Origin of the sequence: Erwinia persicina (genome assembly GCF_014838825.1) — a bacterium.
In the GTDB taxonomy this organism is placed as follows: Bacteria; Pseudomonadota; Gammaproteobacteria; order Enterobacterales; family Enterobacteriaceae; genus Erwinia; species Erwinia persicina_A.
Window position 1 is genome coordinate 53,133 of record NZ_JACYMO010000014.1, and the last position, 17,127, is coordinate 70,259.

A 17,127-nucleotide genomic window follows, 5' to 3' on the forward strand; every position below is an offset into this window, starting at 1 on the left:
TGTGCTGCCTGAACCCCACTGCGGTGGGGTTTTCTGCTTTATATCACGCCAATGTCGCTGACTTTTCACCCCGTTTTTAATGCTATGATCTCCTGTTCATTATCCTGTGCTATGGCAATTTTCTCCGCTTCATCAATAACGCTTATAAGGATCCACGGCTATGCTCGCCACTGTCACCCGACTGTTCCCACTCTGGGCGGTCCTGCTCTCTGTCGCTGCCTATTACACCCCCACCACGTTCACCGGCATGGGGCCGTACGTGCCCTATCTGCTGATGCTGATTATGTTTGGTATGGGCGTAACGCTGAACGTCGGCGATTTTAAACGCGTTCTGACCCGGCCGGCACCGGTGGTCGCCGGGACCTTCCTGCACTACCTGGTGATGCCGCTGGCAGCCTGGGGCCTGGCAAAACTGTTTCATATGCCACCGGACCTGGCGGCAGGGATGATTCTGGTGGGCAGCGTGGCCAGCGGCACGGCGTCAAACGTGATGATCTACCTGGCGAAGGGGGATGTGGCCCTGTCGGTGACCATCTCTTCTGTTTCGGCCCTGGTGGGCGTCTTCGCCACCCCGCTGCTGACCAAATTCTACGTGGATACCCATATTCAGGTCGACGTGGTCGGAATGTTGCTGAGTATTGTGAAGATTGTCGTTGTTCCGATCGGTCTTGGCCTGGTGATCCACCATACGCTGAACGGCGTCGTCAGACGCGTGGAGCCTTACCTGCCGGCGTTTTCGATGGTGTGTATCCTGCTGATTATCAGCGCCGTGGTCGCGGGCAGCCAGAGCTTTATCGGTTCAGTGGGCCTGATGGTGATTGTCGCGGTGATCCTGCATAACGCTATTGGCCTGCTGGGAGGCTACTGGGGCGGCAAGCTGTTTGGCTTCGATGAGTCCACCTGCCGCACGCTGGCGCTGGAAGTCGGAATGCAGAACTCCGGTCTGGCGGCGGCGCTGGGCAAGATGTACTTCTCGCCGCTGGCGGCCTTGCCGGGTGCGCTGTTCTCCGTCTGGCACAACCTGTCCGGCTCGCTGCTGGCGGGTTACTGGTCCGGTAAGCCGATTAAGAAATAACTTCCCGGTAACGGTTAGCCTGACTGCCGCCGGGAGGCGGTAGTCAGGCTGAAGGCAAGGTGGCGGCGATCTGCCGTCACAGCGCTTCTGGCAGGTTAATCGTCTTTTTTATCATCATCCGCCTGCTCAAGAACGCTGTACGCCACTGCGCAAAACAGCGAGTTCAGACGTTTCATATCGCCCAATAGCCCCAAGTGCAGCGAGCTGGTTTCAATGCTCTGCACGTTTTGCTGGTGCAGGCGGTCAACGTGCGCATGCGAGTAACGACGGTTGGTGATGCGAAAACGGTGCTTGGCACGGCGCAGACGCTTCGCGCTGGTGATATCACGTGACAGGAACACCGACAGGCTGAGACGCAAATTGCTGGTCAGCAGTTCAAGCTGGGCATCCAGCTCCTTCATCCCCTCGGCAGAGAACGCCCGCCCCGCAGCCAGGGATTTATCCGCCACGTCACCGCTCATACGTTCCAGAATATCCCCCGCCATTTCGAGGTTAAGCGCCATCTCGATGGTTTCTGCCCAGCGACGCGAGTCTTCTTCCGGCAGGTCTTCCTTCGGCATCTGTGCCAGATAGAGCTTGATGGCGGTATAAAGCACATCGACGTCATCATCCAGCTTACGGATCTCGCGGTCTTCACGCAGTTCACCGTGCACCACCTTGCCGAAGGTTGCCAGCATCTGCTCCAGCACATCGCCCATGCGCAGGGTTTCACGGGAAGCATTGGCCAGCGCCAGCGCCGGGGTATCCAGCGACCCGGGATCCAGATGGCGCGGCTTCAGACGCAGGTCTGTTTCCGGTTCTTCACGGATCAGCCGGCAGCAGAGGCTGGCCATCAGTCCGGCAAACGGCACCATCACCACGCAGCGGATCAGGTTGTAGAAGACGTGGAAGAAGATCACCAGCTCTTCATCGTTTACCGGGAGTTCGTCCAGCCAGCCCGCCAGCGGGTCGATAAAGGGCAGCACCATCAGCGAACCGATAAATTTAAACAGCAGGCTGCCCAGCGCCACCCGCTTGCCGGAGGCATTCGATGCGCTGTTATTCAGCATCGCCAGCAGCCCGCTGCCGAGGTTGGCCCCGACCACCAGGCAGAGCGCCACTTTAAACGAGATCACGCCGCTGGCCGTCAGCGTGGCAGTCAGCAGCACGGCAGCCAGGCTGGAGTAACTGATAATGGCAAACAGCGCCCCAATCAGCGAGTCGAGCATCACGTCGCCGGTCAGCGAGGAAAACAGTACCTTGACGCCTGCGGCCTGGGTGATAGGCGTGGCGGCGGTGACGATCAGCTGCAGCGCCAGCAAAATCAGGCCCAGCCCGATACTGGCGCGACCCAGCTGCCCCGCACGGGTCTGCTTGCGGCCCAGGAAGAACACCACGCCGAAGAAGATAAACAGCGGCGAAAGCCAGGAGAGGTCAAAGGTGAGGATACGCGCCATCAGCGCCGTACCGACGTCGGCACCGAGGATAATCACCAGCGCCGGCGTCAGCCCCACCAGCTCCTGCGCGACAAAAGAAGTCACCAGCATGGTGGTGGCATTGCTGCTTTGAACCAGCGCGGTTACGCCAATCCCGGAAAGGAAGGCCATCGGTTTTTTGGCCACGCTGCGGCTGAGTACCCGCCGCAGGTCGGCACCGTAAACGCGCATGATGCCGGTACGCACGATATGGGTTCCCCATACCAGCAGCGCCACGGCAGAAAGAAGGTTAAGCAGGGTTAACAACGGTCGCGATCTCCATGATGACAATATGATGACGGCACGCCTGTGCCACATACCGTTAATCTTAGCCGATCTTGTCTCGTTCTCCGCCGATTAAAACGGCGGGATGACGCGTAACCCCACATTCTTCATCAGGTCACTTCACGCTGCGTCCGCGTATCCAGCCAGGCAAGTCCTTTTCCTTTCACCGTCCGGCGGCCAGCAGCGCGGCGCAGTAGGGCTTATCATGCTCCACCCCGAGGATCTGACAAAGGGTGCCGCAGAGTTCGGTCTGCTGCGGCAGGGCATCCACCGTCCTGGAGAAGGCGCTGCCGAAAACAAACAGCGGTATCTGCGTCTCCTCCGGCAGGGTGCCGCCGTGGCTGCGGTCGTCGTTCATGCCGTGGTCGGCAGTGACGATCACCTGATAACCCTGCTGTAACCAGTCCGGCATCCAGTGCGACAGATAGCCATCGGCCATGCGCGCCCGGTTGCGGTACTGCGGGGTGGAAAAGCCGTGCTTGTGCCCGGCATCGTCAATATTCATGGGATGGATCAGTAAAAAATCGGGATCATGGCGCAACCGCAGGCTCTCGGCATCTTCAAACAGATGCGAGTCCGGGTAGCCGTCATCGGAATAGAAATGGCCGAACTGGACAGGCAGCTCAGGCGCATGGGTATGACGGTCTCTCGGGGCGTCAAACGGCGTACGGTTGTACAGCTCGCTCACCCAGTAATACGCCGCCGCTGCCGTGGTCAGCCCTGCCGCCCGCGCATAGTGAAACACGCTGCGCTGCTGGCTGAGACGGCTGACGCCGTTGTGAATAATACCGCTATTCAACGGCGTTACGCCGGTGAGGATGCACTCATACAGCGGGCGCGAAAGCGACGGCAGTTCGCAGGTCATCTGGTAACACTGACCCCGGCCCTGTGCGCACTCCGCCTGCAAGTAGCCCATCGCGTACCGGGCCACCTGAAAGTTCAGTCCGTCCAGTACCACCAGAATTGTTTTCATCGCTTCGCCTTATCGCTTCATGTTGATGATGACGTTTTCCCGCCCCCACGTGGCGGTATCGGCAATCGGCTGCGCGCTTTTGTATTCAGAAGCTGACTTCAGTCTGGCCTGTCCGTCAGCTTCGCACCCCTTTGTGGCTTATTTGTGATGAAAAAATTAACGGGGGATGTCATCAGCCGGGCACTGACCTTAATCCGCGTCATACCCCAGGTTCGGCGCTAACCAGCGTTCGACTTCGCTGACCGGCATCCCTTTGCGTCTGGCGTAGTCTTCAATCTGGTCGCGCTGCAGCTGAGCAACAGCGAAATATTTACTGTCCGGGTGGCTGAAAATCCAGCCAGACACGGCCGCTCCGGGCCACATGGCGAAAGACTCGGTGAGCTTCATACCGGTGTGGTTTTCCACATCCAGCAATTGCCAGATGGTGGCTTTCTCGGTGTGTTCCGGGCAGGCCGGGTAACCGGGCGCGGGACGAATGCCCTGGTAATTCTCGCGGATCAGCGCGTCGTTGCTGAGGTTCTCGGTAGCGGCAAACCCCCAAATCACCTTACGCACCCGCTCGTGCAGGTATTCGGCGAAACCTTCAGCCAGCCGGTCAGCCAGCGCTTTGACCATGATCTTGTTATAGTCATCATGCCTGGCGTCCCAGGCCTCTGCCAGGGCGTCCTCTTCCAGCCCACCGGTGACGGCAAAGGCTCCGAGGTAGTCCGCTTTGCCACTGGATTTTGGCGCAATAAAATCAGCCAGGCAATAGTTGGCAAACCCCGTTTTTTCTGTCTGCTGGCGTAAGTGATGACTCACTTTCAAAACTTGTGTGCGTGATTCATCAGTGTAGATCTCGATATCATCGCCGACGCGGTTAGCCGGGAAAATACCGACCACGCCGCGTGGATTGAGCGCGCCGTCACGGCTTAGCTGATCCAGCATCTCATTCGCGTCGGCAAACAGGCGTTTCGCTTCTTCACCCACCACCTCATCTTCCAGAATGCGCGGATATTTGCCCGCCAGCGACCAGGTCATAAAGAAAGGTGTCCAGTCGATGTAGTTGCGCAGCACATCGATGTTAGCGCTCACTTCGCTCACGCCCAGCCTGTGAGCTACCGGTGGCGTGTAGTTTTCCCAGTCAAACGTAAAATCATTGTCGCGGGCAACCGCTAAGCTCACTGGCGGTGTGCGCGGTTTTTTACGCCCGTGCTGAATACGCACGGTGTCGTACTCTTTACGCGTGCGGGCAACAAATTCATCGCGCTGGGTGGACGACAGCAGTGCCGATACCACGCCGACGGTGCGCGAGGCATTCTGTACATACACCGTTGGCCCGCTGTAGTTCTGCTCGATTTTCACCGCCGTGTGGGCTTTCGAGGTGGTCGCCCCGCCAATCAGCAGCGGCAGGGTAAAGCCCTGGCGCTCCATCTCTTTCGCCACGTTCACCATCTCGTCCAGCGACGGGGTGATCAGCCCGGAGAGTCCGATAATATCAGCGTTGTGCTCACGGGCGGTTTTGAGGATTTTCTCGCCCGGCACCATCACGCCAAGATCGATAATTTCGTAATTATTACACTGCAACACCACGCCAACGATGTTTTTGCCAATGTCATGCACGTCGCCTTTTACCGTGGCCAGCACGATTTTACCGTTAGTGCTGCCCTTCTCTTTGCTGGCTTCGATATAGGGTTCCAGATAAGCCACCGCCTGTTTCATCACGCGCGCCGACTTCACCACCTGCGGCAGGAACATTTTCCCCTCGCCAAACAGGTCACCGACCACGTTCATTCCGGCCATCAGCGGGCCTTCAATCACCTCTATCGGGCGGGTGGCCAGCTGGCGGGCGGCCTCCGTATCGGCTTCGATAAATTCGGTAATACCTTTCACCAGCGAGTATTCCAGCCGTTTATCCACCTCCCAACTGCGCCACTCCGCCTGCGGTTTGGTGCTGTCGTCGTCGGCTTTGCTGCCGCGATATTTCTCCGCCAGCTCCAGCAGGCGCTCGGTACCGTCATCGCGACGGTTCTGCACCACATCCTCCACCGCTTCACGCAGGTCGGCCGGCAGATCGTCGTAAATCGCCAGCTGCCCGGCATTAACGATCCCCATATCCATGCCGTTGCGGATGGCGTGATAGAGGAAGACCGCGTGGATCGCTTCGCGTACCGGGTCATTGCCGCGGAAGGAGAACGACACGTTGGAGACGCCGCCGGAGATCATCGCATGCGGCAGCTCGCGCTTGATGTCTTCACAGGCCCCGATGAAATCCATCGCGTAGTTGTTGTGCTCTTCGATGCCGGTGGCGACCGCGAAGATATTCGGATCGAAGATAATATCTTCTGGCGGAAAACCCACCTCTTCGGTCAGCAGTTTGTAGGCACGACGGCAGATTTCGATTTTGCGCGCACGGGTATCGGCCTGGCCTGCCTCGTCGAAGGCCATCACCACCATCGCGGCTCCGTAGCGTCGCACCAGGCGGGCGTGGTGCAGAAACTGTGCTTCACCCTCTTTCATTGAAATCGAGTTCACAATGCCCTTGCCCTGAATGCACTGCAGGCCTTTTTCAATCACGCTCCATTTAGAGGAGTCGATCATAATCGGCACGCGGGCAATGTCCGGCTCTCCGGCAATCAGGTTGAGGAAGCGCACCATCGCCGCTTCCGCGTCGAGCATCCCCTCATCCATGTTGATATCGATAATCTGTGCGCCGCTCTGCACCTGCTGCAACGCCACTTCCAGCGCTTCTTGATACTTTTCTTCTTTAATCAGTCGCTTAAATTTGGCCGATCCGGTGACATTGGTACGCTCACCGACGTTAACAAACAGGCTTTCTGCACTGATGGTCAGCGGCTCCAGCCCCGACAGGCGGCAGGCAACTGGCAGTTCGGGCAGCTGGCGCGGAGCGACCCCGTCAATGGCGCGGGCCATCGCCGCAATATGTTCTGGCGTGGTGCCGCAGCAGCCACCGACGATGTTGAGAAAACCGGCCTGCGCCCATTCTCCAATCTGTTCCGCCATGATCTGCGCATCCAGATCGTATTCACCAAAGGCGTTGGGCAGCCCGGCGTTAGGGTGCGCGGTGACATAGCCCTCGGCTATGCGCGCCAGCTCCGCCACGTACTGGCGCAGCTCATCCGGGCCGAGGGCACAGTTCAGCCCAAAGGAGAGCGGTTCGGCATGGCGCAGGGAGTTATAAAAGGCTTCCGTGGTCTGGCCGGACAGCGTTCGGCCGGAGGCATCGGTAATGGTGCCGGAGATCATCAGCGGCAGCTCAATCCCCAGCGCGTCAAACTCTGCTTTCACGGCAAAAACAGCCGCTTTGGCGTTCAGGGTGTCGAACACCGTTTCGATCATGATGATATCCGCGCCCCCTTCGACCAGCGCACGCGTTGATTCGCGGTAGGCGTCCACCAGCTGACTGAAGGTGACATTACGGAAGGCCGGATCGTTGACATCAGGAGAAATGGAGCAGGTGCGGTTAGTGGGCCCTAACACACCCGCGACATAACGCGGGCGATCTGGTGTGCGCTCCGTCCACTCATCGGCACAGGCCCGCGCCAGTTTGGCCGCCACGTAGTTCATCTCAGCCGACAGCGACTCCATTTGGTAGTCGGCCATGGCAATGGAGGTTGAGTTAAAAGTGTTGGTCTCAAGGATGTCCGCCCCCGCCGCCAGGTAGCCGTTATGAATTTCGCTAATGATGTCGGGTTTGGTCAGCACCAGCAGATCGTTATTGCCCTTCAGATCGCTCGGCCAGTCGGCAAAACGCGCACCGCGAAAATCCTCTTCTTCCAGCCTGTAGCTCTGGATCATGGTGCCCATACCGCCATCCAGCAGCATAATGCGTTTTTTCAACTGCTGATGCAGTGCTTCAATCCGGTTACTCACCACGTTTCCCCTTCAGCCTCGCCTCTGGCACCACTGCCAGCACGCCATACTGGCACAACTTTTGTGCGGGTAACAGTGATGCCAGATGAGACATTTTCAGCTGGCGGCGACCTCATCCGACCAGTCAGGCTGTCGTTGCAATATGGCTCAATAAAACGAAAATGATTTCCACATGGTGAAAAATTAAGGATTTTGTTATGGCGACCCCCGTCCCGGCTAAACGCGGCAAGAAGCCCCGCGCCGCAGCAGTGTCGACAGCGGCCCCGGCGGGTCAGGTGCAGTCGCTGACCCGTGGTCTGAAGCTGCTGGAATTTATTGCCGAATCTCACGGTAATGTGGCACTGACCGAGCTGGCACAGCAGGCCGGACTGCCGAACTCCACGACGCACCGCCTGCTGACCACCATGCAGCAGCAGGGATTTGTCCGCCAGGTGGGGGATTTAGGGCTGTGGACGATCGGAGCCCATGCCTTTGTGGTCGGCAGCAGCTTCCTGCAGAGCCGTAACCTGCTGGCGCTGGTACACCCGATGCTGCGCACGCTGATGGAACAGTCAGGCGAGACAGTGAACCTGGCTGTGCTGGACCTGAGCGATCATCAGGCGGTGATCATCGACCAGGTGCAGTGTACCCAGCTGATGCGGATGTCGGCCCCGATTGGCGGCAAGCTGCCGATGCATGCCTCCGGTGCGGGCAAGGCGTTCCTGGCTAACCTTGACGATAAGCAGGTCAGTGAGCTGTTACACCGCCAGGGCCTGCATCACTACACGCCAAAAACGCTGATGTCACCGCACAGCCTGAAGGAGAACCTGGCGCTGACCCGTAAAACCGGTTACTCCTTTGATGATGAAGAACACGCGCTGGGACTGCGCTGCGTTGCCGCCTGTATCTATGACGAGCATCGCGAACCCTTTGCGGCTATCTCCATATCCGGCCCGATTTCACGCATCACCGACGACCGCGTGACCGAAATCGGTGCGCTGGTGATCAAAGCGGCAAAAGAGATCACCCGTGAATATGGCGGCGTGCGCTGACGCTCGTTAAACCGGAAAGCGCGCGGCGATCAGTTCATGCAGCACATCGCTGAAGGCGCGCGCGGCTGCGCTGCGGTAGCTCCCTTTTCGCTGCAGCAGCAGAGCACGCCGCGTGGGAAGCAGGCTGTCCAGAGGCAACACCTGAAGCTGAGGATGATCCTGCGCTACCCCTTCGGGCAGAATGGTGGCTAACCGGCCGTGGCGGACAATGTCGATGATCGCACTGATGGCGTTGGCCTCGACCACCACTTCGGGATGCAGGCCATGCTGCTGGCAGTAAATATCAATAAACTGACGGGTGGCGAAGTCTCCGTTCAGCAGCGCCAGCGGCTGACGGGAGAACGTTTCTGCGCTGAGCGGCGTTTTTTGCTTTTCCAGCGGGTGTCCGCGCCCGACCACCATCTGCAGTGACTCGATAAACAGTTCGCTGCTCTCCGTTTCCGCCAGCTGAACCGGAGCGAAGGCAATCCCCATATCCAACTGATCTGCTGCCAGCATCCCTTCCATTTTCTCCTGGGTCATTTCACTGACACTCAGGTGTATCCCCGGGTAACGACGTGAGAAAAGATCCACCAGCGAACCGGCAAGATAGACCGTAAAGGTGGGCGTCATCGCCAGCCGCAGGCTGCCCCGCGCCAGCGTCTCCACGTCATGGATTGCCCGTACCCCGGCCTCCAGATCCTGCAGCGCCTTTTGCGCATAGTGCATCCACGCTTCTCCGGCATCCGTCAGTTGCACTGTCCGCCCGGAACGATCAAACAGGCGTATCGCTAATGATTCTTCTAACTGCCTGATTTGCTGTGAAAGCGTGGGCTGTGAGACATGTAATGTCTCGGCCGCACGCGTGAAATTGCCCTCTTTAGCTACGGCAAGAAAGTAGCGGATATGACGCAGTAGCATACACCCTCTGGTATTGGTTATTCCTATGGAGAACATAGTAAATGGGTCTTAGACGCTATAGCAATAGCGGCGCACACTGCCGTCATCAACTCGTCACCATCGAAGGAGTGAGCATGAAAAAAGTTGTTGAGGGTGTTTTAAAATTCCAGCGTGAAGCCTTTGTCGGGCGTAGCGAACTGTTCCGTAGTCTGGCGACCAGCCAGAACCCGCGCACCTTATTTATCTCCTGTTCCGACAGTCGTCTGGTCCCTGAACTGGTGACCCAGTGTGAACCCGGAGACCTGTTTGTGATCCGTAACGCCGGGAATATCGTACCCGGCTTCAGCGCCGAGCCCGGCGGCGTGTCTGCCTCTGTTGAATACGCCGTAGCGGCGCTGGGCGTTGAAGAGATAATTATCTGTGGTCATTCCGACTGTGGGGCCATGACTGCGATTGCCACCTGCCAGTGTATGGACCATATGCCTACCGTCGCGAGCTGGCTGCGCTATGCCGATGCGGCTAAAGCAATCAATGAAGCCCATACCTTCGTTTCCGATGCAGAGCGTGTCAGCGCCATGGTGCGCGAAAACGTGATTGCCCAGCTGACCAATATTAAAACGCATCCCTCTGTCGCCCGCGCCTTGCAACAGGGCCGCCTGACCCTGCACGGCTGGGTCTATGACATTGCCAGCGGTACCGTTGAGGTACTGAACGACGAGCGCCACTTTATTCCCCTCACGACCTGTACTGCCGTTAACGGATTACGGGCCTGAATCTTAAAAGGAGTTACCATGACACAATCACTACATAGCCAGTTACCGCGCCAGCATCTGACCGACCTCATTATGGAGGCGAAAAGCCGCAAGGGCCTGACCTTTGAGGAGATTAACGAGGGAACGGGGTTCAGTCTTGCCTTCGTGACCGCGGCGCTGCTTGGGCAACACCCGCTACCGGAAGCGGCGGCACGTCTTGTCGGGGATAAACTCGGTCTGGATGACGACGCCATCCGCCTGCTGCAGACCATACCTCTGCGCGGCAGTATTGTCGGTGGTGTTCCGACCGATCCGACCGTGTATCGTTTCTATGAGATGGTGCAGATTTACGGCTCAACGCTGAAGGCACTGGTGCATGAGAAGTTTGGCGATGGCGTGATCAGCGCCATCAATTTCAAGCTGGATATTCAGAAGGTGGCCGATCCGGACGGCGGTGAACGTGCCGTGATCACCCTTGACGGCAAGTATCTGCCCACCAAACCGTTCTGATCCTCCGGGTTGCCCTCACGGCGACCCGAAAACGTCGGTCTCTGCTGCCAGCGCTGAAACACCGTAGCGCTGGCAAAACCGCTGGCGTCGTCGGTAAGCAAATACATCTTCAATATGACCGTTTTGGATCCGCTGCTGCAGCTCACGCCAGAAGCCGGCGCAGAACAGCTCACCGTGCATTTCATCAAACAGCCTGGCAATCGACGGATCGGCACACAGGTAGTGGCGAAACTCTTCCGGGAAGACATCCTCTGGTGACACACTGTACCAGGGTTCATGACTCAACTCATCTTCCGGGTAACGCGGCGGCGGGATATCGCGGAAGTTCACTTCGGTCATGTAGCTGATCTCATCATAGTCATAGAACACCACCCGCCCGTGCCGGGTAACCCCGAAGTTTTTATACAACATATCCCCGGGGAAGATATTGGCTGCGGCCAGCTGTTTCACCGCGTTACCGTACTCTTCTATCGCTTCCCGCTGCTGCTGAGGGTTGGCCTGCGCCAGCCACATATTGAGCGGCGTCATACGACGCTCCATATACAGGTGGCTGATGACCAGCTGCCCGTCCTGATCGTGCAGCTTTTCCGGCACCTCACGCTGCAGCAGCGTCAGCAGTTCAGGACTGAGGCGTTGCCGCTCTATCGCGAAGTTTTCAAACTCCTGGGTGTCGGCCATTCTCCCCACGCGGTCATGCTCTTTGACCAGCTGGTAGCACTGCCGTACGCGTTCGGGGGTCACCTCTTTCTGTGGGGCAAAACGGTCCTTGATCACTTTAAATACCCGGTCAAACCCCGGCAGCGTAAACACCAGCATCACCAGCCCCGGTACGCCAGGTGCAACGACAAACTGCTCCGTAGTCGCTGCCATATAGTTGAGGTATTCCCGGTAGCTTTCGGTCTTACCGTGCTTCTGACAGCCAATGGCCATATACAGCTCGGCGGTGGTTTTGCCGGGCAGGATTTCCCGCAACCATTCAACCAGCGCCCCCGGAAGCGGGGCGTAGACCATAAAATAGGAGCGGGCAAAGCCAAATACGATGCTGGCCTCACGATTGCTGGTCAGGCAGGTATCAATAAACAGCTCACCCTCTTCGCTGCGGTGTATCGGCAGCAGGAACGCACAGATGCCAGAGGGGGTATAGAGTTTGGCGACCAGCCACGCGGCTTTGTTACGGTAAAACAGTTCATTGGCGACCTGTAAGGTCGCCTGTTGCAGCGCGTCTGCGGCGAAGTTTTCCCGCAGGTGTCGCAGAATAAAATCAATATCACGCGACAGATCCTGCCACGGCAGGCGCAGCGGGAGGTCGTGCAGTACGCGATGGAGTAAGGGTCGCCAGCCTTCTGCTGCGCGAAATGTTTTTGCCAGCGGGCGTGGGGTACTGCGAAAACGCCGCGGCGGTTGTGAACTGAAAATAAACAGCCGCTCCGGCGTCAGCGCCTGATGGTGGAACAAACGACAGTAGACAGAGTTAAAGAAGCTTTCCGCAATTTCAAAACGCGGATAGTCCGGCAGCAGATCGGTGTAGATCGTTTTGACCCGCTGCAGAAAGGCACGATCGTCTGCCTGGGAGGCCGTAATACAGCGCAGCTGCTCCACAACCAGACCGACGTGATGGTCGTAAAGATGAATGCGTGCTTTCATCGCCTGCTGTACCGCCAGCCAGTCAGCCTGTTCAAAGCGCTGCTGTGCTCCGGCGGTCACTTCCAGAAAACGGCCATACTGCGCGTCAAACCCCTGCAGGATGGTGCGGGCAATCAGGGTTTCCAGCATCGACATGTTTCACCTCCGGCGCTGGGGCAGGCCTGACGGCCCGCCCGGTGTCAGAACTGTTCTTCTTCCGTTGATCCGGTCAGCGCGGTCACTGACGAAACGCCCCCCTGGATGATGGTTGTGACGTGGTCGAAATAGCCGGTCCCTACCTCCTGCTGGTGCGAAGAGAAGGTGTAGCCCTGCGGGATGGCGTCAAACTCAGGCTGCTGGACTTTCTCCACGTAGTGGCGCATCCCTTCCCCACCGGCGTAGGCCTTCGCCAGGTCGAACATGTTGAACCACATGCTGTGGATCCCCGCCAGGGTGATGAACTGATATTTGTACCCCATCTCTGACAGCGACTGCTGGAAGCGGGCGATGGTGCGATCGTCAAGGTTCTTCTTCCAGTTAAACGACGGCGAGCAGTTATAGGCGAGCAACTTACCCGGAAAGCGGGCGTGGATGGCATCGGCAAACCGCCGCGCCTGCTCCAGATCCGGCTTCGAGGTTTCGCACCAGATAACGTCGGCATACGGCGCATAAGCCAGACCCCGGCTGATGGCCTGTTCAACTCCGGCATGCGTGCGGTAGAAGCCTTCCGGTGTGCGCTCACCGCTGATAAACGTGCGGTCGTATTCGTCGCAGTCAGAGGTGATCAGGTCAGCCGCGTCAGCATCGGTGCGCGCTATCAGCACGGTCGGCACCCCCATGACATCCGCCGCCAGTCGCGCTGCCACCAGTTTCTGGATCGCTTCCTGCGTAGGAACCAGGACTTTGCCCCCCATATGGCCGCACTTCTTCACGGAGGCCAACTGATCTTCAAAGTGTACCCCAGCCGCTCCGGCCTGGATCATCGACTTCATCAGCTCAAAGGCGTTGAGCACCCCACCAAAACCGGCCTCTGCGTCGGCGACAATCGGCAGGAAATAATCCACGTACCGGGGATCGCCCGGCTCAATGTCGGCCGACCACTGGATCTGATCGGCACGCCGGAAGGTATTATTGATGCGTTCCACCACTGACGGCACCGAGTTCGCCGGGTACAAAGACTGATCCGGGTACATGCTGGCCGCCAGGTTGGCATCAGCCGCCACCTGCCAGCCGGAAAGGTAGATCGCCTCAATACCTGCCTTGGCCTGCTGCAGGGCCTGCCCGCCGGTCAGTGCGCCGAGGCTGTTAACGTAACCTTTCTTCGCCCCGCCGTTGAGCAATGCCCAGAGTCGGTGTGCGCCGTTTTCCGCCAGGGTACAGACCGGGTTTACCGAGCCACGCAGTTTAACTACCTCTGCCGCGCTGTACGGGCGGATAATGCCGTCCCAGCGTGCATCGCGCCAGGCCTGTTCTGTCTGCTGAATCTGTAGGGTACGAGAAGTCATCGTGGTGCTCCTTGTCAGGGTTCAGGGAAGTAAGCGATAGCCCGGGAGTGTCAAAAATTCCACCAGTTCGGGCTCCGTGGTAATACGTTCCATCAGGGCGGCAGCTTCAGCGAAGCGCCCGCCGTTAAACCGTACGTCGCCCAGCTCATTACGGATGACCTGCATCTCTTCCCGCAGCATTTTGCGGAACAGCGCTTCAGTCACCACCTCACCGTTTTGCAGGGTTTTGCGGTGGTGGATCCATTGCCAGATTGAGGTGCGTGAAATTTCTGCCGTGGCAGCATCCTCCATCAGCCCGTAAATCGGCACACAACCGTTGCCGCTGATCCAGGCTTCGATGTACTGCACCGCCACGCGAATATTGGCGCGTATCCCGCCTTCTGTTCGTTCACCGTCACAGGGAGCCAGCAGCTGTTCAGCCGTTACAGGCGTATCCTGCTCGCGCAGGACGTGGAGCTGGTTAGGGCGATCGCCCAGCACCTCGTTAAAAATCGTCATGACCGTGTCGGCCAGACCCGGATGCGCAATCCAGGTACCGTCGTGACCGTTGGCGGCCTCACGCTGTTTATCAGCCTGCACCTTGTCCAGTACCCACTGGTTACGTTCAGCATCCTTATCCGGAATAAAGGCCGCCATGCCGCCCATGGCAAAGGCGCCGCGCCGGTGGCAGGTTTTGATCAGCAGGGTTGAGTAGGCGTTGAGAAACCCCTGGTCCATGGTCACCGACTGACGGTCCGGCAGAACGCGGTCCGGGTGGTTCTTCAGCGTTTTGATATAGCTAAAGATGTAATCCCAGCGTCCGCAGTTCAGCCCGACGATATGATCGCGCAGGTGCCAGAGGATCTCGTCCATCTGGAAGACGGCGGGGAGCGTTTCGATCAGCAGCGTAGCCTTGATGGTGCCGCGCGGCAGATCGTAACGATCCTCTGCGTAACTGAAAACATCACTCCACCAGGCGGCTTCCTGATATGACTGGGTTTTCGGCAGGTAGAAATAGGGTCCACTGCCTTTGGCCAGCAGCGCATCAACGTTGTGAAAGAAGTACAGGGCAAAATCAAACAGGCTCCCTGGAACAGGCTGATCACGCCAGGTGACGTGCTTTTCCGGCAGGTGCAGGCCGCGTACACGACATATCAGTACCGCCGGGTCGGGCTTCAGCTGGTAAATTTTGCCGGCTTCGCTGGTATAGCTAATCGTACCGTTAATCGCATCGCGCAGGTTAATCTGCCCGGCGATCACTTTTTCCCATGCGGGAGCCAGTGAATCCTCAAAATCCGCCATAAAGACATTTACATTGGCATTCAGCGCATTGATCACCATCTTACGATCCACGGGTCCGGTGATCTCGACTCTGCGGTTCTGCAGATCGGCCGGAATTCCGCGGATCTTCCAGTCTGTTTTTTTAATGGAATCCGTTTCCGAAATAAAATCAGGCAGGTTACCTGCGTCTATTTGCTGCTGCACTCGCTTGCGCTCTGCCAGTAAATGATCGCGTCGTGGTGTGAATTTTACTACCAGTTCGCTGAGAAAATTGACCGCCTCTTCTGTCAGGATCTGCTGTTCAGCCTGACCGGACGGGCGCTGAAAGGCCAGTTCACTGCTGATGGTCTGTTGCGTCATCTGTTTGCTCCTGTCACCGATACGGTCAGGTAAGCGTTGCGTTACCTGACGATCTTCTTTGAACATTCTTTGAACTGCCGGATCAAAATAGCATCAGTTAAAAATCAAAATCAAAAACTATTTCCATTTTTATTATTTAAACAACATAAGCGATTGAATATAAAAAGATTAAACAGTGATAATTAAAGGAAGTGGTTTTCAGTTAAAAATGATATCGCGATCGGGTGACTGGATTCAGCAAATAAAAGGCAGGCAGGATATATCAGGAAGCCGGTGGATCGCTGATCCACCGTCAGGAAAACAGAAAGGGAATTACTCTAACGTTGGGTTCATATGACGCAGATCGAACGGCGTGATCTGGTACACGTAGTAATTTAGCCAGTTTGAGAACAGCAGATTGCCATGACTGCGCCAGCTGGCACGCGGTGGCAGCGCCGGATTGTCATGTGGAAAGTAGTTAAACGGTACGTCCGGGTTAAGGCCAGCTTCAGCATCACGGTGGAATTCACCGGAGAGCGTCAGTGCATCATATTCAGGGTGGCCGGTGACAAAGGCCAGACGCTTGTCTTTGCTGGCAAACAGATAAGCTCCGGTTTGTTCAGATTCAGCAAAAATTTCCAGGTCCGTGTAATCACGCAGCAGCTGCGTCGGGAAATCGGCGTAGCGTGAATGGGGAGCGAGGAAAGTGTCGTCAAAGCCGCGCGTTAACAGCGCATGTGGGTGCAGGATCTGGTGCTCAAACACGCCGGAGAGTTTGTTTTCGCGCGTCTGTTTCGGAATGCCATACAGAATATTGAGGGCTGCCTGAACGGCCCAACAGACAAAGAGTGTTGAAGTGACGTGCTCTTTCGCCCAGTGCAGTACTTTATGAATTTGTGGCCAGTAGGCCACATCACAGAAATCGACCAGCCCCAGCGGAGCACCGGTGACGATCAGCCCATCATAGTTGTCATTCTGGATGTCTTCGAAATTGCAGTAAAAGTTGTTCAGGTGCTCTGACGGCGTATTGCGTGACTCACGGCTGTCGATACGGAGCAGCTGCACATCAATCTGTAGCGGTGAGTTAGATAGCAGACGCAGAAACTGGTTCTCCGTTTCGATCTTTTTAGGCATCAGATTCAGTACCAGCACTTTTAACGGGCGGATCATCTGCGTGCTGGCACGCGTGGACGTCATAACAAAGACGTTCTCGTTGCGCAGAAAATTCACGGCGGGTAATTCATCGGGTACCCTGATCGGCATAACCTGTTTCCTCACTACATACGTTTATACGTTTAGACATCCAGACAGCCAAAGATAACGCGCTATAGCCTGAATGTCGAGTACTCATCCGATTCTTGAAAATGTTTCATCTGATGGCGGTCAGTGCAGAGATAGTGAGGAAAAAGAAGGGGGGTAAAAGAGGATAAAGGGTACCGCCGTATCGGTTCAGCTTCTGCCACCCGGGGAAATTTAATGCACTCTTTGCGCAGTTTTGCGGCTTTTTTTCCCGGAGCCTGAACGCAAAAAACCCCGGCCTTTCGGTCGGGGTTATTGCTTTATTTGAT

Annotated in this window: 13 protein-coding genes; 4 read left to right on the top strand and 9 right to left on the bottom strand. The window is 57.2% G+C overall.

What is annotated here, in order from left to right; all coding sequences use genetic code 11:
* The first annotated feature begins 160 nt into the window (after window positions 1–160).
* The gene (gene panS / locus IFU29_RS21055) at window positions 161–1,075 is read left to right on the top strand and encodes a ketopantoate/pantoate/pantothenate transporter PanS (protein ID WP_062748362.1); all 915 of its coding nucleotides are present in this window, start codon (window positions 161–163) and stop codon (window positions 1,073–1,075) included.
* A gap of 95 nt (window positions 1,076–1,170) precedes the next feature.
* On the opposite strand, the gene IFU29_RS21060 is transcribed toward panS, so the two are convergent.
* The 3 genes from IFU29_RS21060 to metH all read right to left on the bottom strand — a co-directional run bounded on the left by IFU29_RS21060 (window position 1,171) and on the right by metH (window position 7,660).
* Window positions 1,171–2,796: a Na/Pi cotransporter family protein gene (locus IFU29_RS21060; RefSeq protein ID WP_191935628.1), complete on the bottom strand. Its 1,626-nt coding sequence runs from the start codon at window positions 2,794–2,796 to the stop codon at window positions 1,171–1,173.
* Between the two features lie 181 nt (window positions 2,797–2,977).
* Window positions 2,978–3,787, bottom strand: coding sequence for an alkaline phosphatase family protein (locus IFU29_RS21065; protein WP_191935629.1), 810 nt, complete (start codon window positions 3,785–3,787; stop codon window positions 2,978–2,980).
* 189 nt (window positions 3,788–3,976) lie between these two features.
* Window positions 3,977–7,660, bottom strand: coding sequence for a methionine synthase (gene metH / locus IFU29_RS21070; protein WP_191935630.1), 3,684 nt, complete (start codon window positions 7,658–7,660; stop codon window positions 3,977–3,979).
* Window positions 7,661–7,857: 197 nt separating this feature from the next.
* Here metH and iclR point away from each other — a divergent pair, with 197 nt between their 5' ends.
* Entirely contained in the window at window positions 7,858–8,691 is an 834-nt protein-coding gene (gene iclR / locus IFU29_RS21075) for a glyoxylate bypass operon transcriptional repressor IclR (RefSeq protein WP_191935631.1), read from the top strand.
* Window positions 8,692–8,697: 6 nt separating this feature from the next.
* On the opposite strand, the gene cynR is transcribed toward iclR, so the two are convergent.
* Complete coding sequence (gene cynR / locus IFU29_RS21080) at window positions 8,698–9,591, bottom strand: transcriptional regulator CynR (RefSeq protein ID WP_191935632.1); 894 nt, start codon at window positions 9,589–9,591, stop codon at window positions 8,698–8,700.
* A gap of 113 nt (window positions 9,592–9,704) precedes the next feature.
* Between cynR and IFU29_RS21085 the strand changes: the two genes are divergently transcribed.
* Together IFU29_RS21085 and cynS are read left to right on the top strand one after the other, a co-directional pair.
* Window positions 9,705–10,343 (top strand): carbonic anhydrase, encoded by a 639-nt coding sequence (locus IFU29_RS21085; RefSeq protein ID WP_191935633.1) that lies wholly within the window; start codon window positions 9,705–9,707, stop codon window positions 10,341–10,343.
* An 18-nt stretch (window positions 10,344–10,361) separates the two neighbouring features.
* On the top strand, window positions 10,362–10,832 hold the full coding sequence (cynS, locus tag IFU29_RS21090) for a cyanase (RefSeq protein ID WP_191935634.1): 471 nt from the start codon (window positions 10,362–10,364) through the stop codon (window positions 10,830–10,832).
* 15 nt (window positions 10,833–10,847) lie between these two features.
* Here cynS and aceK read toward each other — a convergent pair whose 3' ends face one another.
* The 5 genes from aceK to IFU29_RS22365 form a co-directional block, all read right to left on the bottom strand.
* A complete protein-coding gene (gene aceK / locus IFU29_RS21095; RefSeq protein ID WP_191935635.1) occupies window positions 10,848–12,611 on the bottom strand; it encodes a bifunctional isocitrate dehydrogenase kinase/phosphatase in 1,764 nt (587 codons plus the stop codon).
* A gap of 44 nt (window positions 12,612–12,655) precedes the next feature.
* On the bottom strand, window positions 12,656–13,960 hold the full coding sequence (gene aceA, locus IFU29_RS21100) for an isocitrate lyase (RefSeq protein WP_191935636.1): 1,305 nt from the start codon (window positions 13,958–13,960) through the stop codon (window positions 12,656–12,658).
* A 21-nt stretch (window positions 13,961–13,981) separates the two neighbouring features.
* Window positions 13,982–15,580, bottom strand: coding sequence for a malate synthase A (aceB, locus tag IFU29_RS21105; RefSeq protein WP_191935637.1), 1,599 nt, complete (start codon window positions 15,578–15,580; stop codon window positions 13,982–13,984).
* A 312-nt stretch (window positions 15,581–15,892) separates the two neighbouring features.
* Window positions 15,893–16,822, bottom strand: coding sequence for a homoserine O-acetyltransferase MetA (gene metA, locus IFU29_RS21110; protein ID WP_191935638.1), 930 nt, complete (start codon window positions 16,820–16,822; stop codon window positions 15,893–15,895).
* A gap of 106 nt (window positions 16,823–16,928) precedes the next feature.
* A partial coding sequence (locus IFU29_RS22365) for a hypothetical protein (RefSeq protein ID WP_206757320.1) occupies window positions 16,929–17,127 on the bottom strand: 199 nt, incomplete at its 5' end.